The organism is Desulfothermus sp., from assembly GCF_053993635.1.
In genome coordinates, this window is sequence record NZ_JBMYBT010000029.1 from 1 (window position 1) to 21,036 (window position 21,036).

The 21,036-nt window shown below is 35.7% G+C and carries 17 protein-coding genes; 9 read left to right on the plus strand and 8 right to left on the minus strand.

Annotation, left to right across the window (positions count from 1 at the left end; translation table 11 throughout):
* The coding region (gene acs / locus ACY2V1_RS02215; protein WP_461833164.1) for an acetate--CoA ligase at nt 1-1,988 on the minus strand (1,988 nt) is incomplete at its 3' end.
* A gap of 238 nt (nt 1,989-2,226) precedes the next feature.
* On the opposite strand from acs, the gene ACY2V1_RS02220 reads away from it, so the two are divergent.
* Nucleotides 2,227-4,917, plus strand: coding sequence for a bifunctional acetate--CoA ligase family protein/GNAT family N-acetyltransferase (locus ACY2V1_RS02220; protein WP_461833165.1), 2,691 nt, complete (start codon nt 2,227-2,229; stop codon nt 4,915-4,917).
* A gap of 209 nt (nt 4,918-5,126) precedes the next feature.
* Nucleotides 5,127-5,360: a DUF2283 domain-containing protein gene (locus ACY2V1_RS02225; protein WP_461833166.1), complete on the plus strand. Its 234-nt coding sequence runs from the start codon at nt 5,127-5,129 to the stop codon at nt 5,358-5,360.
* A gap of 58 nt (nt 5,361-5,418) precedes the next feature.
* On the opposite strand, the gene ACY2V1_RS02230 is transcribed toward ACY2V1_RS02225, so the two are convergent.
* The 7 genes from ACY2V1_RS02230 to ACY2V1_RS02260 form a co-directional block, all read right to left on the minus strand.
* Nucleotides 5,419-6,771 (minus strand): sigma-54-dependent transcriptional regulator, encoded by a 1,353-nt coding sequence (locus ACY2V1_RS02230; protein ID WP_461833167.1) that lies wholly within the window; start codon nt 6,769-6,771, stop codon nt 5,419-5,421.
* Between the two features lie 34 nt (nt 6,772-6,805).
* The gene (locus ACY2V1_RS02235; RefSeq protein ID WP_461833168.1) at nt 6,806-8,221 is read right to left on the minus strand and encodes a sensor histidine kinase; all 1,416 of its coding nucleotides are present in this window, start codon (nt 8,219-8,221) and stop codon (nt 6,806-6,808) included.
* 21 nt (nt 8,222-8,242) lie between these two features.
* The gene (locus tag ACY2V1_RS02240) at nt 8,243-9,073 is read right to left on the minus strand and encodes a cytidylate kinase-like family protein (protein ID WP_461833169.1); all 831 of its coding nucleotides are present in this window, start codon (nt 9,071-9,073) and stop codon (nt 8,243-8,245) included.
* Between the two features lie 61 nt (nt 9,074-9,134).
* A complete protein-coding gene (locus tag ACY2V1_RS02245; RefSeq protein WP_461833170.1) occupies nt 9,135-10,949 on the minus strand; it encodes an SLC13 family permease in 1,815 nt (604 codons plus the stop codon).
* Nucleotides 10,950-11,235: 286 nt separating this feature from the next.
* On the minus strand, nt 11,236-11,790 hold the full coding sequence (locus ACY2V1_RS02250; RefSeq protein ID WP_461833171.1) for a hypothetical protein: 555 nt from the start codon (nt 11,788-11,790) through the stop codon (nt 11,236-11,238).
* A 16-nt stretch (nt 11,791-11,806) separates the two neighbouring features.
* Nucleotides 11,807-12,280, minus strand: a complete 474-nt coding sequence (locus tag ACY2V1_RS02255; protein ID WP_461833172.1) for a hypothetical protein — start codon at nt 12,278-12,280, stop codon at nt 11,807-11,809.
* Between the two features lie 70 nt (nt 12,281-12,350).
* Nucleotides 12,351-12,530, minus strand: coding sequence for a hypothetical protein (locus ACY2V1_RS02260; RefSeq protein ID WP_461833173.1), 180 nt, complete (start codon nt 12,528-12,530; stop codon nt 12,351-12,353).
* Between the two features lie 277 nt (nt 12,531-12,807).
* On the opposite strand from ACY2V1_RS02260, the gene lon reads away from it, so the two are divergent.
* From lon to ACY2V1_RS02295, 7 genes are all read left to right on the plus strand, one after another.
* Nucleotides 12,808-14,835 carry an endopeptidase La gene (gene lon / locus ACY2V1_RS02265; protein ID WP_461833174.1) on the plus strand — a complete coding sequence of 676 codons (2,028 nt, stop codon included), beginning with the start codon at nt 12,808-12,810 and terminating at the stop codon, nt 14,833-14,835.
* A gap of 206 nt (nt 14,836-15,041) precedes the next feature.
* Entirely contained in the window at nt 15,042-16,007 is a 966-nt protein-coding gene (locus ACY2V1_RS02270) for a sulfite exporter TauE/SafE family protein (protein ID WP_461833175.1), read from the plus strand.
* A 44-nt stretch (nt 16,008-16,051) separates the two neighbouring features.
* Entirely contained in the window at nt 16,052-16,468 is a 417-nt protein-coding gene (locus ACY2V1_RS02275; RefSeq protein ID WP_461833176.1) for a DUF1634 domain-containing protein, read from the plus strand.
* A gap of 186 nt (nt 16,469-16,654) precedes the next feature.
* On the plus strand, nt 16,655-18,070 hold the full coding sequence (locus tag ACY2V1_RS02280; RefSeq protein ID WP_461833177.1) for a sensor histidine kinase: 1,416 nt from the start codon (nt 16,655-16,657) through the stop codon (nt 18,068-18,070).
* 3 nt (nt 18,071-18,073) lie between these two features.
* Nucleotides 18,074-19,438 (plus strand): sigma-54-dependent transcriptional regulator, encoded by a 1,365-nt coding sequence (locus ACY2V1_RS02285; RefSeq protein ID WP_461833178.1) that lies wholly within the window; start codon nt 18,074-18,076, stop codon nt 19,436-19,438.
* Nucleotides 19,439-19,678: 240 nt separating this feature from the next.
* Nucleotides 19,679-20,074: a hypothetical protein gene (locus ACY2V1_RS02290; protein WP_461833179.1), complete on the plus strand. Its 396-nt coding sequence runs from the start codon at nt 19,679-19,681 to the stop codon at nt 20,072-20,074.
* Between the two features lie 6 nt (nt 20,075-20,080).
* Nucleotides 20,081-21,034, plus strand: a complete 954-nt coding sequence (locus tag ACY2V1_RS02295) for a sulfite exporter TauE/SafE family protein (RefSeq protein WP_461833180.1) — start codon at nt 20,081-20,083, stop codon at nt 21,032-21,034.
* The last annotated feature ends 2 nt before the right edge of the window (nt 21,035-21,036 follow it).

Sequence of the window (21,036 nt, forward strand, 5' to 3'; positions counted from 1 at the left end):
ACTTGAGGATTGGACAGGGTCGTAATGTCACCAAGATCTTGTTTCTTGTTGGATATTGCAGCCAGGATTCTGCGCATGATCTTACCAGACCTGGTCTTTGGCATATCAGGAACAATAAATACCCTTGCTGGTTTTGCTATTTTTCCAACAATGTCAGATACTGCATCTGATATCTTCTTGGCCAGCTCATCTGATGGATCAAAACCAGGTTTTAGGGATACATAAAGATGAGGGACGGTTCCCTTGATTTCATCATAAACAGCAACAACCGCTGCCTCTGCAACCTCTTCCACTGTAAGTGCTGCAGATTCGATTTCTTTAGTACCAAGCCTATGACCTGCTACATTTATAACGTCATCTACTCTACCCAAAATCCTCACATATCCATCTTTAGCTATAACCGCAGCATCACCAGCCATGTATGGCCAATCTCTCCAATCTTTACTCTCTGGATTTTTGCAGTATTTTGCAAAATATGTATCCACAAACCTCTGTCTATTCTTCCAGATGGTCTGCATTAGACCTGGCCATGGATTTTTGATACAGATATTTCCAGCCCTACCAGATCCTGGTGGTATTTCATTTCCTTCATCATCTAAAATAACTGGATGAATTCCAGGAACTCCTGGGCCTGCACTACCTGGTTTCATTGGTTTTAGTGCAGGAACAGTGGAGCACAGAAAACCTCCAGTCTCTGTCTGCCACCAGGTATCCACAATAACTGCCTTACCTTTTCCTACCACGTTATAATACCATCTCCATACCTCTGGTTCAATAGGCTCACCAACAGTAGTCATATGTTTAAACTCATGATTGTATTTTAGAGGTAAATCACCACCAGCCTTTCTAAGTGCCCTAATAGCAGTTGGGGATGTATGGAAAATATTTACCCCTAATTCTTCAGATATTCTCCAGGGTCTTCCTGGATCTGGATAAGTTGGAGTCCCTTCAAAAACCACAGTGGATGCAGCAAGTGCAAGGGGACCATACACAATAAAAGAATGACCTGTAATCCATCCAATATCTGCCATACACCAATATACATCCTCTGGATGGATGTCCTGAATTACCTTTGACATCCATGTAACATATGCGAGGTATCCTCCAATTGAATGTTGGGCACCTTTGGGCTTGCCTGTAGAACCACTTGTATACATCAAAAATAAAATTCCATCAGCTGGCATTGAAACTGGTTCAACTTCCTTGTGATAATAGTCCTTTAACACATCGTTCATAATATAGTCTCTGCCTTCAATTAAAGGCGTTGGTGAAGAATACTTCCCAGGATATCTTTGCCATATAAGTACTTTCTTTACCTTCTGACCCTGTTCTTCAGCAGTTTTTACTGCCTCATCTGCCTTTTGTTTGTGGTCAAGTAAGTTACCAGCCCTGTAATAGGAATCCATTGTTATTAAGACTTCACTTTCAGAATCAACTATCCTCTCACCACAGGCCTTTCCACTAAAACCTGCAAATACCTGGGAGTGTATTACACCAAGCCTTGCACAGGCAAGCATTGTAATTGGCAATTCAGGTGTCATTGGAAGATGTAATGTGACCCTATCCCCTGCCTTTAAACCACAAAAATCTCTTAATAGTGCAGCAACTTCATTTACCCTTCTCCAGAGTTCCTGGTATGTAATCTTGAGGATCCTCTCTTCTTCTAATTCAGGAACAAAATAGATGGCTACCTTATTTCTATATTTAGCAAGATGTCTATCAACACAATTGTAACATGCATTTAACCTTCCTCCCACAAACCACTTCCAGCAAGGGGCATCAGAAGTATCTAAAGTAGTATGCCAGTACTTGTCCCAATCCAGTAGCTCTGCCATTTCTCTGAAACACTCTGGGAAATTATCTAGGCCAAAACGATCATATACAGAACTATCTGCACAATTTGCCTGACCAACAAAGTCAGGGGAAGGATAATAGTATTCTTCTTCTTGCCATCTTACCTCATAATGTTTTTTTTCCATTTCTCCCATCTCTCCCCTCCTGTTTTAAAAGGTTTAAAAACAATGTTTACTAATTCTAGCGTACCTATTATATGCAACAATCCGTTTTTTTTGTCAATCCCCTTTTTTATTTTTTTTCAAACTTCAGTTGATTTTTTTTCTTTTTAAAGTAAGAATCCTTACAAGAAAATCTTTTGAAGACAAAATATCTAAGCAATAAAACAAAAATACTAATAATCCTGTTTGGGGATTCTAAAGGGGATGTAAAATGAGCCTAAAAGACTTAGATCATCTGTTTAGACCAAAGGCTATAGCTGTTATAGGCGCATCCAATAGGCCCAAGAGTATTGGCAACGTAGTTATGAAAAACTTACTTAATGGCGGATTTGCAGGGCCAGTACTTCCTATTAATCCAAAATATAAAGCCATAGCAGGCGTATTAGCATATCCCAATCTCGCATCTATACCAATATCTCCTGATCTTGCTATAATTTGTACCCCCCCAGATACAATCCCTCACTATCTAACCGAGTTTGGTGAAATAGGTGGAAAAACTGCGCTGATCATGAGTACAGACCTAAATAAATACCATGAAAAGGGAATGCCCGTAGATAAATTGTGTCTTAATATCGCCCAAAAATATTCTATGAGAATTTTAGGGCCAAATTGCCTGGGCATCATGATTCCAAGAATCGGATTAAACGCAAGTTTTGGAATAACAACAGTACCACCTGGTCAGATTGCCTTTATTTCTCAATCAGATTCACTTGGAATGGCAGTATTAGATTGGGCACATTCAAAAAATATCGGTTTTTCCACATTCCTCTCTTTAGGAGATTCTCTTGATATAAATTTTGACGAAATAATAGACTATCTTGCTGGAGATCCATACACAGCATCAATCCTATTATATATTGAAGATATAAAGAATCCCAGAAAATTCATCTCAGCAGCAAGATCAGCATCCAGAAACAAACCCCTTATAGTTATAAAAGGCGGTTCCATAACAGACGAAGACTCAAAAATCATATTTTACAATGGAAGGAAAGTAGATACAGAGCTTATTTATAATGCACTATTTAGAAGATCTGGAATGTTAAGGGTATATGAAGTAGATGAGCTTTTTAATGCTGTAGAGACCCTGGCAAGATCAAAACCCCTTAGAGGAGATAAACTGGCCATATTAAGCAATGGCGGTGGACCTGCAATGATGGCCAAAAATATGTTAACTAATCAAGGTGGCACCCTTGCCAAGCTAGGGGAAAAAACCCTTAAACTCTTAAAACAAGAAATAGGAGACACTTTTTATGGAGAAAATCCAATAAGAATTATGGATCATGCACCTAGTGAGGTCTATTCAAAGACATTAGAGATACTACTTAAGGACAAGAATGTAGACGCTATAATGGTTATCCATGTACCTTCAGCATTTGTCTCTTCCAGGGATGTGGCAGGGGCAATAGTCAATACTATTGGGCAGAGCAGAAAAAATATATTCACAGTTTGGCTGGGGGAAAATGCACCTAGAGAGGCAAGGAGGATCTTTGCAATATCTAATATTCCAACTTATGAAACCCCAGGGGAAGCAGTTAGAATTTTCATGGACCTTGTAAAATTCAGGAGAAATCAAGAACTCCTTATGGAGACTCCAGACTCTGTACCAAAGGAATTTATTCCAAATCCAGAACCAGCAAAAATAATTGTAAAAAATGCATTAAAGGAAAATAGAGACACATTGAGTTTACCAGAATTAAAAGAGGTATTATCCCTTTATTCCATAAAAATGCCAGAGAGCCGATTTGTTGAATCTATTGAAGATGTGCCTTTAATCGCCAGAGAAATTGGTTTTCCCCTTTGTATTAAAATCTCATCTAAAGACATACAGGATCCCCAGGAAATTGGAGCTGTTGCTTGGGATCTTGAAAAAGAAGAAGATGTAAAAAAGGCTGCAGAAGCTATCTTGTCACGGGCCATCAAAAATAGCCCTGAAGCTCAAATAGATGGATTCATTGTTCAGAAGATGTTCAGAAGACCTGAAGCCTTTCAACTAGTTGCTGGTTTTCATGAACACGAAGTTTTTGGACCTGTAATCTTTTTTGGACAAGGAGGATCTGATATAAATAGGGATTTAGCTGCTGGATTCCCACCACTTAATATGACCCTGGCAAAAGAAGTTATTACCCATACTCAAATTTCAAGACATCTTAAAGAAGCAGCATCAAGTGGCAGAGTTGATTTAGATGCTTTAAGACTCACCCTTGTTCAACTATCTCAATTAACAATTGACGTCCCCCAGATTAAGGAAATTTTCATTAACCCTCTTATTGCTGACTCGTCTGGGGTCCTGGCTCTGGATGCAAAAGCCAAAATTGCTGAAACCAACTTAACAGGTGCTGCAAGGTTAGTCATAAGGCCATATCCAGAGTATCTGGAAGAATTTGTATCCTTACCTTCAGGACTAAAGGTCCATATCAGACCCATTAGACCTGAGGATGAAGAGAAACATAAGAGATTTATGGATAAATTATCAGAATACGATATCAGGATGAGATTTTTTGCATTTGTGCATGAATTCACCCATTCCCAACTGGCTCATTTGACCCAAATAGATTATGATAGGGAAATGGCATTTATTGCCATAAATTTAAATGAAGGAGAAGATAAGGACGAAACCATAGGAGAAGTCAGAGCGTATTTTGATCCCGACAATACAACTGCAGAATTTGCCATTGTGGTGAGGACAGATCTAAAACTAAAAGGACTTGGGACCATTCTTTTGGATAAAATGATAAGATACTGCAAAATGAGAGGTACAAAAATACTAATGGCTTATACTTTAAGGGATAACAAGGCAATGCAGGCCCTTGGCAAAAAGTTGGGATTTAAAATAAAGTCTGACCCCAATGACCCTGAGACTATAATCTTAACCTTGGATATAGAGAAGTTACCAGCTGAATAATCAGTCTATCCCAAGACGGAGTTGAAATTTTTCTCAAAGTATGTAAGCTAAAAACAATAAAAAAGATTATAACAAATGAAGATAAAATTTTCTCGTCATGCAAAAAGACGAGGAAAATTATATAAAATTTCAGAAGAGGTAGTTAAAGATATTTTGGAAGGAAAAGATTTATCTATAGGAAATCATGAAATTATAGAACATGTTAAAAAATGAAAGTTTACTATGACGAAGAAGTAGATGTATTATACTTGAAACTTAGCGATGATGCTCCAGATGGAGTTTGGGAGATTTCTGAAGGTGTTAACATAGATACTACTTCTGAGGATAAAATAATAGGGATTGAAATTCTAAATGCTTCTAAAAAATTAGATTTAACCTCATTATTATCTTATTCCCTTGAGTTTGAAAAGGAGATATTAATTCAAAACCAAGAAATTGCCTAACAAGCGGCTCATATGACGAGTACTCCGCTGGAGTGGATAACTGAGTCAACTGGCTAATTTAAATCCATTTTTTCAATTTTCTCCAGAGGGATACCCGATCAATGCCCAATATCTTAGCGGCCTTTGACCTATTCCCTCCACATTTTTCCAATACCCACAGGATGTAGTCTTTTTCTACTTGTTCAAGAGGGGGCATATTAGATGAATCTCTCCTAAATGTATGTATCTCATATATTTGCAGATATTCAGGAAGTAAATCAGGGGTGATCTCAGCTTTATTTGCAAGGGCAACTGCCCTTTCGATTACATTTTCAAGTTCCCTTACGTTGCCAGGCCATGAATAATTTAATAAAACATCCATGGCCTCCTGTGATATAAATTTCACATCTTTTTCCATCTCAATTGATTTTTTCTTTAAAAAATAATTGGCCAGCAAGGGTATGTCTTCTTTCCTCTCAGCCAAGGGTGGAGTTTTTAAAGAAACCACATTTAGTCTATAATAGAGATCCTGTCTAAAATTCCCATTTTCCACCTCCAAATGTAGGTCTCTATGGGTTGCAGCGATAAACCTTACGTCCACTTTAATTGGCTCTGTTCCACCTACCCTTAATATTTCCCTTTCCTGGATGGCTCGAAGCAGTTTAACCTGCATGGATATAGGCATATCCCCAATTTCATCTAAAAAAAGAGTACCCCCATCTGCTACCTCAATGAGTCCTTTTTTTGTAGAGTCTGCGCCAGTGTATGCCCCTTTCTCATGGCCAAAGAGTTCATTTGCGATCAATTCTTCAGTAAATGCCCCACAATTAAAGGCCACAAACTTTTTATTTGATCGCCTGCTTATGGAGTGAATATACTTTGCCAGAAGTTCTTTTCCTGTACCTGATTCTCCAAATATTAAGACATTTGCATCTGTTACTGCCACCTGTTTTGCCAGCTCCACCACCTCTAAAAACTGTTTTGACTTTCCTATAAGTTCAACAGACGGCCTTTTCTGGGTTAATTTTTTTCGAAGCTCTATATTCTCAAGTTGCAATCCCCTTTTTATAAGGGCCTGTTTTACTATTCCCCTGACTTCATCTAATTTGTAGGGTTTCGCAATATAATGGAAGGCCCCTTCTTTCATAGCAGTAACTGCTGAATCAACTGTGGCATACCCTGTTATCATAATTACTTCAGTATAAGGAGCCTTTGATTTTACATATTTTAAAACTTCCATTCCATCTATGCCTTCCATCTTAAGGTCTGTTACAACTAAATCAAATTCCTTTTTATTTAAAAGGTCAATGGCTTCCTTTCCACTTGCCGCACTCTCAACAACATATCCCTCTTTTGAAAGGATCCTATGTAAATTTTTTCGGGCTATGTCTTCGTCTTCCACAACCAAAATATTAAATTCTCTCTGGTCCATTTCCCAATATCCCTTAATTCATTAAAATGAATTCTCAATTATTTGGCCTGTAAGGCAAAAAAATTGTAAAACAAGTTCCCTTTCCAACTTCACTTATAACAGAGATCTCTCCCCCATGTTTTGCTATTATACCCTGGGATACAGAAAGGCCAAGTCCTGACCCCTTACCCACTTTTTTTGTGGTAAAAAAGGGATCAAATATTTTTGGTAGAATATCCTCTGGAATACCTGGTCCATTGTCCTCTATTTCTATTATTATCCCGTCACGTTCCTCATCCTTTTTTGCCCTGATATGAATCTCTCCTCCCTGCTTTTCCATTGCCTGGATTGCATTTAAAATAAGGTTCAAAAAGACCTGTTGCATCCGCCTTGGATCTACCATTGCCTTAAGATCCTCTGGCACGTCAACTAAAATACTCACATTGGACGGCACTTCACCTTGAACTAATTTTAAGGTATTTTTTACAAGATGGAGGATACTCTCTTCACTAGTGCTAAAGGTAGTTTCCCTTGAGAATTCTAAGAGACTCTTTACAATATCCTGGGCCCTGTCAACTTGCATTAAAGACTCTTTTAAAAGTTCCCTCTGATACTCTATGTCTCCTTCATCTAGTTCTTCCAGAACTATCTGAAGAGATGTAGATATGTTATTTAGAGGATTATTTAATTCATGGGCAACGCCAGAGGTCAATGTGCCCAGGGCTGCCATCTTCTCACTCTGAACCAGTTGTTCACTCCTCTTTTTCATCTCTGAGAGAAGTTTGTTTAATGTAAGTGCCAAGCGTTCAAACTCGTCCCCTGTCTTTATCCTGGGTATGGCCTCATAATCTCCAATAATAATTCTTTTTATAGCATTTTCAATCTGTTTTAATGGTCGATTAACATTGATAAGTAAAAAAATTAAGATAATAATTGTTACCCCGACCATTGAAAATATACTTAGATACAAATATGTTTTAGATTTTATAAGTAACCTTTTTATGGCCCCCTTTTCTCTATTAATTGCATTCTCCATTGTGGTAGTCAAATTGTGTCCTTTTTGCCTGACTAACTCAATATCATTAGGATCAATAACAGAAGAGTGTTTAACTTTATTTAAAAGTAAAATTAATGCGCCTTTATAATCTCTAACAAGACTTATATGCTCCTGGATATTAGAACTTTCTGCATACTTCCCATATTCTCTTGATATCAAGACAAAAAGAGAATCTGCTTTTTTTAAAAAATTAATAGCATGTTCTAGATTTTTTTTGTTTTTATTTATAAAAAAATTTTTTTCATATCTTCTTGCTTCCAATATATAGTTTAAAAGTTCCCTTTTTTTTTCTATTAAACTAATTTTATGGTTTAATTTATTGTAATTATAAAAACCAAAGATAGATATGGATATTGATATAAAAAATAAAATTAAAAACGTAATTATAATTTTTTTTCTAATACTTATTTTCATATTAAAAATTTCTCCCAAAAATTAAACTTCAAACATTACATCCTTTAAATAAGGTATATTTTTTAATCTTTTGTAGATAGACAGCATAGTATCGTCTATTATTGATTTATTTATATCTTTTTCTAAACTGGGAGATACAGGATTTGTTTTTCTTATCTTTGGTAATTTGACTTTTATTTTTAAAATTCTATCTTGAATAGTCATATCTTCAATATTCTCATCAAATAATTCAATTTTTGCCAGAGTTAATATATATTCATCTATTAATTTTTTCTTACACATATCAGTCATGTTGAATCTATCATCTTCAATAATATTACAGATAATATTACAGGCCTTATCAATATCGATCTTTTGTATATGAATAATTATATCATACAGAAATGGAGAGTTTAAGTCCTGATTGTATAGTATTTTAGTCCACTGAGATCTTTGTCTATCTTCTTTTTCTATCTCTTTTTTTGCTTCATTCTCATTTATATTTCTTAATTTCATTACAAGCTCTATCCTCTCATTGAGATCAGCTACTAGACGTACTTTTAAGAGACAGGATATATTTGGAAGGAGAAGGTGTCCAGCATTACCATGATATATAAGATTATCTTCCATTGCATGTTTTATAAGGGTTGCCTTTATCATATTTAGATATTTTTCTCTGTTTTTTTTGTTTTCAAAAAAAGAAGGAGAGTCGTGCAATGCCTTAAAAAGGTCTTTTTCTCGAACATGGTGCTTGGATGCAGTTTCAACCAGGATTTCTCTACTAATACATTTGTAGGCTAAAACTTGTGCGACCCTCTCTGATATTATTTTCCCAAAGCTATAACTTCCTCTGGAAATAGTAATAATTGCCATAAGATAGCCCCTCCGTTTTGATGAATATGAAGGAGGACTAGAGGTCCTCCATTAGATTTTGCTATTTTATTCCGTAGAAAAAGTAGATAACTGTGAGTTCCACTGTAAGGAACAATACAGTCATGATAGCACCTGCCTTGGCATAGTCCACTGTACGATATCCACCAGGTCTCATAACCAGTGCATTAACCTGATGGGTTGGGAGTACAAAGGTATTTGATGCAGAAAGTCCCACAACCAGGGCTGCCATCCTTGGATCACCACCTGCCATAACCGCCATATTCATACATAGGGGAACAAGCAATACTGTGGCACCAACATTAGATATAACCAATGTAAAAAAGGAAGTAAGGAGGCCCACAACCGCAAGCAGCACTATTGGAGAGGGTTTACCTATAATTTCCAGGATCTTATGGGCAATAAAAGATGCAGTGCCTGTTTTTTCAAAGGCAATTCCAAGGGGAATTAGACCTGCTAGCAAAAATACCGTCATCCAGTCTACTGATTGATACGCCTCATCTACTGTCAATACTCCAGTTATTATCATTCCAAGGGCACCAGACATGAGTGCAACGGCTAATTTCACCTTAAAGAAGATTACCTGAGAAAGGGCCAATATCAACCAAAATACCGCCCATTTTGCCTTTTGAGGCTTTAATATCTCTCCTTCAAGGGGAGAAGCAAAACTAAGGGGTCTAGGCTGGGGTCTGTTTTTAAGTATATGAAATCTTGCCCATGGGCCAAATAATAGTAAAGTATCTCCCATGCTAAGTTTTATATTGGTAAGCCCAGAATAAAATATTTTGTTTCCCTTAAATAGGGCTACAGGATTAACCCCAAACAGTTCTTTAAAATTTACTTCACTCAAGGTCTTGCCTATTAACTCAGAGCGTGGAGATACTATGGTCTCGGCAAGGCCAGCATTTGTTCTGGCAAGATCCTCTGCAAATACTTCCAGTTGTTCTTTTAATCTAAAATTAAGCTCCCTTGCCATAATTTCCACGTTCTTTCTCTTACCAACTACGGCAATTGTATCGCCAGGAGAAAGTTTGTCCGTACTTCTTGGAACAAGGGTCCTATCTTTTTTCTTGGAAAAATATATACCCACTACTGTAACTAAAAATTTTTCCCGTATGGCCAAATCTTCTAAGGTCTTTGGACCGTCAAAACTCTTTGGAATCTCTAGTTCAAAAACACTCTCAAGCCCCCTATAAGCCTCCATAAGTAAATCTGAAATTCCCTTATCAGCCTGACCTTCACCTGAAGGTAGGATGTATTTCCCAAAAAAAGCAAAATAAATTATAGCAGATGCAAGGAGACAAATACCTATTGGTGTTTGAGTGAACAGCCCAAAAGGCTTTAATTTCTGGCCATTTAATACCAGCAAATCATTTAAAAGGATAGTGGGACTGGCACCAACCAGTGTTATGGTACCACCTATAATTGCACAAAATCCCATTGGCATGAGGATTCTTGATATGGGGACTCCGGTCCTTTTTGCTATTCTCTGGGCTGCAGGCAAAAAAAGTGCCGCTGCTCCAATATTTTGCATCATCGAAGAAATAAGTCCAACTGTTCCTGATATGAGTATGATTATCCTTTTTTCACTACTCCCTGCTAACTTTATAATTGGACTTGCAACCTTATTCATCACTCCAGTTTTATCCAATCCAGCACCAATAATAATTACTGCTATAATTGAACACACAGCATTAGAACTCAGACCAATAAAGGCCTCTTTTGGAGTTACCAGACCAAGTAAGGGAAGTAAGACCATCATTATAATTCCCACAACATCCACCCTCACCCATTCAAAGACAAATAGCAATATAGCAAATGCGAGAACTATCATAGTAAGAATCATATCTGGTGTCATATGTTCCTCCTAAATTTTTTACAAACTCCAAACACACCACAAGGCCCTCTTTCTAAAATCAAAAAGAGGACCTCCTTTTAAGCAGAACCGCCTTAGTATATCTAAGGCATCTATCCAACTTAACCACCCCACTAAACTATGTTTCCACTCTCACTCAATTTTAAATAAAAACTATCCTTTTTTGTCTTCATGCCTAAAAGCATAACAAAATCCCAAAAATACTCCTATTAATGCTAATTTCAAATAAAAGGTAATATCCATATTTATACAGCCTCCATAAAACATTTTATACCATTGAGTATACGCAAACAGCTGGCCGATGTTTTTGTCTGTTTTCATCTTGTGGTACCACAAAGTCCCTTTCATTATCAGATATTACAAACTCAATCCCTTGAATTTCATTTTTTATCTCTTCCAAGGCATCTTCTTTGTCTAAAAATTTTACCTTATGAGAAAAAATTAATCCTTCTTTTTCAGCCATATTCTTAAATTTCTGAATATTCTTTTCACATCCATCTAAAAACTCTTGCCTAAGTTTTTTTCGCTCAAGGCTTTTTACAGGCAAATCATCTCCAATTGATGCTGCATTTAGGGCCACAATCTCATACCCCAACCTCTTTGCCATATCAATTGAGTACTCAATAACAGTTGAAGAAAAACTGTCTCCATGTCCTACTACTAATAATTTGGGTTGTATTTGAATATCTCCCCCATTTTCCTCCAAAAACTGAGTGGCCTCCTCATGCCTGCCTTCTTCAGCAAAGGCTATGGCATCCTGATATTTTGTAATTTCTTCTTTTGTTTTTTTTGCCTTTTTTTTAAATTTATCAAAAATACCCATAACTACCCCCCAAAATTTAAGTTTCTATAATAATAATTGGGATATCCAATTCTTGTTTAAGTTTTTCTAAAACTTTTTCCCTATGGGTCTTACCCATGGCAATAACTGCTAAAATTATCCCTTTTCTTTCCCTTACACGTTTTACCACTTCCTTTACAAAATCACCTATCCTTATTACTAGATCCACTTTCAAATCCGCATTTTGAATCTTTGATAAGTATGGCTTTAAATTCTCCATTGCCTGATTTACAATTTCCCTTGCCATCCCATGTTCTTGATGTTCAGCATATGTAACCGCTACCATAGCATCTTCCATTAACGATTTAAGCAACTTAAGGGGGCCTACTTTAATAGATGGCTTTTTATTTTTTTCAGGCACTACTTCAAAAAACTCCACTTCCATACCAAGCTGCTTTGCCAAATCTAATGAGTAACAAACAGTTTTTGAATCTGGACTAAGTCCATAAGAAGCTACTAAAATCCTCTTCATAAAGACCCCCTGTAACTAAGATTTAGATAGGTATTGCAAGAAAAATCACATTCCCTGATTGAACACATCTCTACAGCCTCATCTCGTCTCTCTTTCTCAACTTCTCAACCCTCTGGGCCTTTTCTTCTCTAACATCTTTTTTCTTTTCATCCAAAAAACTCAAGGCCATATCCCTTAAATTGGCCTCAGCAAAAGTTACTGCCATCATAATTTTTTCCAATTTCCTTAATATGGTTTCTTTTTGCAACATATTATGCCTCCTTTTTTTGCTTTATACATGAGTAAGCAAAAGTAATGCCAGAAATGTAACTAACTGAAATTAAATAGATTTTATAAAATATGAAATAACAAATATATTTCAAAAAGCAACACTAATCAATAGATATTTATTTTTGTCTATTGATTTCAACTAGTTATTATTAACAACACATTATAATTTACCTATGTTTCATTTTTTAACACTTAACTTTTAATCGAAGCTAGTCTATAGAATTAATCAGAAGAATTTAAAAAAATTAGGAGTGGTCATGATTTTTTTTAAAAAAAAGGAAGAAAAAAAAGGTCCAGAACATTCCCATGAGCAAACTTTAGATGAACTGGGAAAGTTAAGGAGTGAGATTAAAGATAAAAATCTGCCTGAGTATGTGAAAAAGGTGGCTTTAAAGGAGCTGGATAGAATAAAGTATATCTCAGAATCATCAGCAGAATACACAATTGGTATTAATTATATTGATTATTTATTATCTCTTCCCTGGAATACAATGACCAAAGACAATTTGGACATAAATAGAGCAGCAGAGATATTAGATGAACAACATTATGGACTTCAGGATATTAAGGATAGAATACTTGAGCATATTGCAGTGAGGATTTTAAAAAATAAGAAAAACTTTAAGATATTGGTTGTGGACGATGAAAAACTCACTTGCATGAATATAAAGCATGTCCTTGAGAAACAGGGATATGAGGTCTATTCTGCCCTAAGTGGTGAAGAGGCCCTATCGCTTTTGTCTCATCACAACTTTGATGTAATAATAACAGATCTAAAGATGCAGAACATTGATGGACTATCAGTACTTGAACAGGCAAAAAAAAATCATCCATCAACTGAAGTCATAATAATTACGGGATATGCAACTGTTAATGCAGCTGTTGAGGCCATGAAAAAGGGTTCTTTTCAATTTTTGTCAAAACCATTAAAATTAGAAGAAATTATTTCCACTGTAGAAAATGCCTTGGAAAACCATAGAATATTGTTTGAAAACAAAGGTCCAATCCTCTGCTTTGTTGGACCCCCTGGTACGGGAAAGACATCCCTTGGAAATTCAATCGCAAAGAGCATGGGAAGGAAATTTATTAGAATGTCCCTTGCTGGAGTAAAAGATGAGGCCCAGATTAGGGGACACAGGAGGAGTTATGTGGGCGCTTTGCCAGGCAGAATAATTCAGGAAATAAGGCGTGCTGGTTCAAAAAATCCCGTGTTTATGTTGGATGAAATAGATAAAATAGGCCAGGATTTCAAAGGGGATCCCTCAGCTCCTCTCCTTGAAATATTAGATCCTGAACAAAATAAAAATTATGTGGACCACTATCTAGACATACCCTTTGATCTATCCAAAGTGATGTTCATAGCTACAGCCAATACCATCGATAATATTCCTGCTCCCCTTTTAGATCGTTTAGAAATAATAAGTGTCCCAGGTTATCTAGAAGAAGAAAAAGTAGAAATTGCCAAAAAATATTTAATTCCAAAAGAAATAGTGGAAAATGGATTACAGGATTATGATATTGAATTTAAAGAAGATGCTATAAAAAAAATTATAAAAGAATACACAAAAGAGGCTGGACTTAGAAATTTACAAAGACAAATCTCATCTATCTGCAGAAAGACAGCCAGAAACATATTGGAGCAGGAAAGATCAATAAACTCCCCTTTAACAATTGATGTAAAAAAAGTTGAAGAATTTTTAGGCCCCCCAAAATTCAGACCCACTATGTTAGATGTAAAAGATAGAATAGGAGTATCCACAGCACTAGCATGGACTCCTTTTGGCGGAGAGATATTATTTATAGAGGCCACAAAAATGGCAGGATCAGACAATTTGATTCTTACTGGATCTCTGGGAAATGTTTTAAAAGAATCTGCACAAGCGGCCTTGAGCTTTATAAAATCAAATATCCATTTATTCAAGATATCCGCAGATTTTTTTAAATCCCACGATATACATATTCATGTGCCAGCAGGGGCAATTCCCAAGGACGGCCCTTCTGCTGGCCTCCCCATATTTGCAGCCCTTATCTCTCTTATAACAAACAAAAAATGTAGAAGGGAGGTGGCCTTAAGCGGTGAAATAACACTTTCAGGACGGGTTCTCCCAGTTGGTGGAATAAGGGAAAAACTCCTTGCAGCGAAAATAGCAGGGGTAAAAACTGTTATCCTGCCTGAAAAAAATAAAACGGATTTTTCTTCAATATCAAATAGCATAACCACCGGAATAGACATAATCTTTATTCGAGAGTTATCTGAAATACTTGATAACATATTTTCTAATTAAAATTACATCCTACCATCTCCTATATTTAAATTTTATCACAAACAGAAACATTGTTTAATAAATGTTTCAAAATATTACACATTTTTTTATTGACAAACTAAAGAGGGACAGTTAGTGACAAAAAAAACAAGATTATTCTCTTTGTTTGTTCTTTTTTTCACAATTAAAAAATAAATTTTGAAAATAAATAAAAATAGGAGGTTAATATGGAAAACAAATTTACAAAACTTTTTTTATTTATCATTTTATTTTTGTGTTTGAGCCTGTTTTTTTGTCCTGATTTATTCGCTCAGGCAGAAAAAGGAACTACAGTAATTACAAAATCTGTTGCAAAACCATGGTGGTATTGGCCCTCCATTCTCTTTGTTTTTTGTTTTATTTTGGGTATTGTTGCGGTGCTTGCTGGCGTTGGCGGGGGTGTGTTGTATGTTCCACTGGTATCTGCCTTTTTCCCATTCCACTTAGATTTTGTCAGGGGTGCTGGTCTGTTTGTTGCGTTGGCTGGGGCATTGGCAGCCGGACCAGGTCTTTTAAAAAGAAATCTAGCAAACTTGAGGTTGGCGCTACCATTTGCTCTTATAGCATCTACTTGTTCAATCTTTGGGGCATTTTTAGGGCTATCACTTCCAACTAACATTGTACAAATCCTTTTAGGATCAACAATCCTGTTTATTTCAATTCTCCTTTTAACTTCTAAAAATGTAGAATATCCAATTGTGACAAAACAGGACGCCATAGGGGTTGCACTGGGTCTTCAGGGCTCATACATGGAAGAGGCAACAGGAAAAATTGTTCAGTGGAAAACAAAAAATACTGGAGTCGGACTTTTGTTATTTATTGTAATTGGAACTGTTGCAGGTATGTTTGGCCTGGGAGCTGGCTGGGCCAACCTTCCTGTTTTAAACCTTGTTATGGGTGTGCCATTAAAGATTTCTGTAGCCACCAGTAAGTTTCTTTTGTCCATCACGGATACCTCAGCTGCCTGGGTCTATTTAAACAGGGGATGTGTAATCCCACTCATTGCCATTCCCTCTATAATAGGCCTTATGCTTGGATCAATTGTTGGGGTTAGAATCCTGGCTAAGGCCAAACCTGCTTTAATCAGATACATTGTTATTGGTGTGTTGATATTTGCAGGAGGGAAGGCCCTGTTAAAGGGACTTGGACACTAACCTATAAAAAAACAAAAATAAACTAAAGTTAAGGAGGAAACAATATGGAAAATAGAGTAGAGGTAACTAAAGAACAGCTCCTATATGCAGAAATTTTATTTTATGGTGCTTGGGGTGGAATTGCCCTTATGTGTATCACTTTCATTATATATTTATCTGGAATAATGGAGCCTTATGTTCCAATAGATACACTCCAGAATTTGTGGAATCTTCCATCAGGGGAGTTTCTAGAAAAACTAAACATACATGAGGGATGGACATGGGTGTATCTTTTAGATAAGGGCGATTTCTTAAATTTTTTGGGCATTGCTTTACTGGGATTACTTACCATTTTAGGGTATCTCACACTGGTTTTTGCTTATTTTAAAAAAGGGGATAAAATATACACCGCAATAGCCGTAACTGAAATCCTGGTTCTTCTACTGGCTGCATCTGGTATTTTGGGATCTGGAGGACATTAAAAAAAAAGGGGGCCTATGCCCCCTCATCTCTCCTAAGCTTATCAACTTATTTAAATTCCTCATAAAAATAAATTCCTTTCTATTTAGACTTGACAAAACCCAATATACTTTTGCTAGCATACCTAAACGTATATTGTATACAATTCATTAAATATTCCTATCAGAGTATTTAGGAAAACAGGAATAATGAAAGACTTAAGAATCAAAATATTACTTTTTACAGTTACCGCCACTGTATTCCTAGTAATCCAGTTAATTGGATATGCCTACAATATTAATTTTTTCAAAAAACAACTTGCCATGTTAGAACGGACACATGACTTTATGGAAGATGTGTTAGAGCTTAGAAGATATGAAAAAAACTTTGTATATTTTATAGATAAAAAAGACTTAAATGAAGTGCTTTTATATTTAAAAAAAATAAAATCTGAAATAAATAATATAAAAGATCAAGATGCATTTAAAGATATTTTTGAAGAACTATCATCTGATTTTAGAAGATTTGAAAATGACTTAACTATTTATGAAAATCTAATTCTCATTGCAAAGAAAAAAAATAAAGTGGACTTAAGACAAATAAGAAAATATGGTAAAAATATGCTCACATTTGCTGAAAAACTTTTAAATTTAAATAAAAAACATATTGAAAGCACTTTAAATAAAATTTTGTATATTCCATCTATTTTGATGTTTCTCTTTTGTAGTACTCTTATTATACTTCTAATCATCTTAACCAGCACTATCTTAAAACAAATTTCTTTTATTCAACAAACAACAGAAAGGATATCTAAAGGAGATTTTTCCTATATTCCACAGGATTCACAACAGTCTTCCTCTTTTTCATTGATAATTAATGCCTTTAACAGAATGATTAAGGAATTGGATGAAAGACAAAATGCATTGATTCAGGCAAAAAAACTATCTGCTGTAGGAACCCTTGTTTCAGGCATAGCACATGAGCTAAACAATCCTTTAAACAATATATCGCTCACTGCAGAGGCCATTTTAGAAGATTTTAGCGACCTATCAAAAGAAGAAAGAGAAGAAATGCTAAAAGAAATTTTAGAGGAGGCCAGGAGAGCCAGCTCTGTTGTAAAAAATCTGTTGGATTTTTCCAGGAGGAGAAAAACAGACATAACAGAACTAATAGATATTAAAAAACTAATTGACTCTACAATAAAACTTGTGAAAAACCAGTTAATGCTATCAGATATACAACTAATAAGGAACCTTCCCACTGACCTTCCCAAGATTAAAGGTAATGAAGACAACTTAAAACAGGTATTTATCAACCTGTTTTTAAATGCAATACAGGCAATGCCAGAAGGTGGATACCTAAAAATAAGTGCCAGAGAAAAACAAGGTTTTATTGAAATAGCAGTGGAAGACAGTGGCGTGGGTATGCCTCCAGAAGTATTGGATAGAATATTTGATCCCTTTTTCTCCACAAAACCAGTAGGTAAAGGTACTGGCCTTGGTCTTTCAATAGTCTATGGTATAGTCAAAAAACATGGAGGACACATAGAGGTCAAAAGCAGGCAAGGACAAGGTACTACCTTTTTTGTTTATCTTCCAGTTCCATCCCAAAAGACCCACAATTAAATTATGAAAAAGGATTTTTCATGTATTATAACAGCAGTAGTGGATGATGAAATTATCTTCCTAAAAAGAGTAAAATCCCTTTTAGAAAAAAATCTGGATTTAAAGGTCTATACATATAACAATGCACAAGAATTTCTCTCATCAATTAATGAAATTGATTTTGACCTTCTTCTTTTGGATTTGAACCTACCTGATTTAGATGGAATAACCGTATTAACTTATTTAAAAAAATTAAAATCCGACATAGAAGTTATAATTGTGACAGGACACGCAACAGTAGATTCAGCAGTGGAAGCAATAAAAATTGGTGCAAACGACTATCTGGAAAAGCCTTTAAACAAAAATAAACTTATCTTCACTGTAAATAACATCTTAGAAAAAATACTTTTAAAAAAAGAAAATATAAAACTAAAGAATATACTGGATCAAAGAGATAAAGATCCACTGGATGGATTTATTGCAAATTGCCAAAAGATGGTAAATGTGACAAATATAATAAAAAAAATCGCCCCCCTAGACTGTAATGTGTTAATAGAAGGAGAAACTGGGACAGGAAAAGAAATGGTGGCCAGGGCCATACACAAACTTAGCAAAAGGTCCAAAGGACCATTTATTTCTATAAATTGCGGTGGTTTTTCTGAAGAGCTTATAACAAATGAACTCTTTGGACATGAAAAAGAAGCCTTTACAGGGGCACATTCCAGAAGAATTGGTCTCATTGAAGCTGCACAAAAAGGAACTTTATTCCTGGATGAAATTGGAGAAATGGCTCCTTCCATACAAGTAAAGCTATTAAAGGTCATTGAAGAAAAAAGAATATATAGATTAGGATCAAATACACCTATTGACCTTGATATAAGAATAATTGCAGCTACAAATAGGGATTTAAAGACACTTGTGAAAGAAAAACTCTTTAGAGAAGACCTCTACTTCAGGCTAAATGTGGTGAATGTCAGGCTTCCAAAATTAAAAGAACGACCAGAGGATATTCCAGTTTTGATCTCCCACTTTATATCAAAGTATAATAAACAATTTGACAAACAAATCAAAGGAATTTCAAACAAGGCAGCATCTTTACTCTTAAAGTACGACTTTCCAGGAAATGTAAGGGAACTGGAAAATATAATCCAGAGGGCAGTTGCCCTGTGCGATGGACAAGAGATAAAACCAGAACACCTACCCTCAGATATAACCAACCTAAATTTTACAAATGTATCTACTAAGTTATTGATGTCACTTGAAGAAATTGAAAAAAATCACATAAAAAGGGTCTTAGAATTTACAGGCTATGACAAGAAAGCAACTGCAGCTATCTTAAAAATTCCAAGGACCACTCTTTGGAGAAAAATGAAAAAGTACAACCTATAAAATCTACCCTCCTTTTTCAAAATGAAACATGCCATATTAGATCTTAACCTTTAACATCCAACTTAAATAATCTCCTTATTATTCAAGACAATTTCACTTGAGTGGAAAAATTTATTAACTGTTAATACCATTAATATTTTTTCATATCGAAACATAGACAAAGCATATATTTATACTCTTCACTAGATATAAAGTAATAATTACAAATAGTTAACAAATTGGAACAAAATATGCGTATATATGGCTATGAAACAAATACTTGTTCCCATATTTTCTAAAGAACCCAATCTTTGGACTGCAGTGCATGCAATGCAACTGGCTGAAAGGATTAATGCAAAGGTATATTTATTTGAATATGTGGAGGAGGGAGAGATTTCCTCTATTGAAAATAACAATGTTAAAAGGGGTAGTGAGGGTATCAACTTGTTAAACCTAAGCCAAAAGGAGGGAAAAAATGTTCACATTCGGGTGAAAGGAAATTTTTTGGAAAAATGCACAAAATTCATTTTAGAACAGGGAATAGATTTACTGGTATTATCAATACCAAACAAAACTTCATACAAACAGTGGGTTTTAGAGTTGTTAAAAACAGTCAAAAAACAAAAATTGTGCAGTGTAGAAATTGTTAAAAAATAAAGGAAGGTGGTGATTATGTTTCACATGTATCTCCCAATTGCTGGAAACAGCATAAATGTCTTTCTTATCCTGGGTCTCGGAGGCCTGGTAGGGCTACTTTCAGGTATTTTTGGAGTAGGTGGTGGTTTTCTAATGACTCCTCTTCTGATCATGTTCGGGATCCCACCTACAGTAGCGGCAGCATCAGATTCAAATCAAATTGTTGGGGCATCCACCTCAGGAACAGTTGCCCATTACAGGTTGGGAAACGTGGACATAAAAATGGGCATATTGTTATTAATTGGTGGGATTATTGGAGGAGATATTGGGGTCCATATAATTAAGGTATTAAGGGCCCTTGGTAATGCCGACTTCTTAATCAACTTAACATATGTCATTATGTTGGGATTTGTTGGCTCATATATGTTCATTGAAAGTCTACAAAGCCTGAAAAAAAGCAAAGAACAAGGAGGAGAAGAAGAGTTAGAACAAACATCTGCGGCGCCTAAGGAATCAATTTATGTAAAGCTAATGAATTCCCTACCTTTTCAAACCCACTTTGAAAAATCTGGTGTCACTATGTCTGCCCTAATGCCGTTGATTTTGGGTATTTTTGTAGGGATTTTAGCTGCAATCATGGGTGTTGGTGGTGGTTTTATAATGGTTCCAGTAATGGTTTATCTCCTTCGCATGCCCATGCACGTTGTGGTTGGAACATCTCTATTTCAGATCTTATTTACATGTATCAATGTAACAATAATGCAGGCATATTCTAACCACACAGTAGACTTTGTATTAGCACTTTGTTTACTTTTGGGATCAACTATAGGTGCTCAATTTGGAACAAGGATCTCTAAAAGACTAAAAGGAGACCAGCTCAAGATAATTCTTGCTACTATTGTGTTACTCGTTATGTTTAAAATGCTCTACAGCTTACTGGCAAAACCTTCTCTAATGTTATCCTATGCAGGAGGTCACTAATC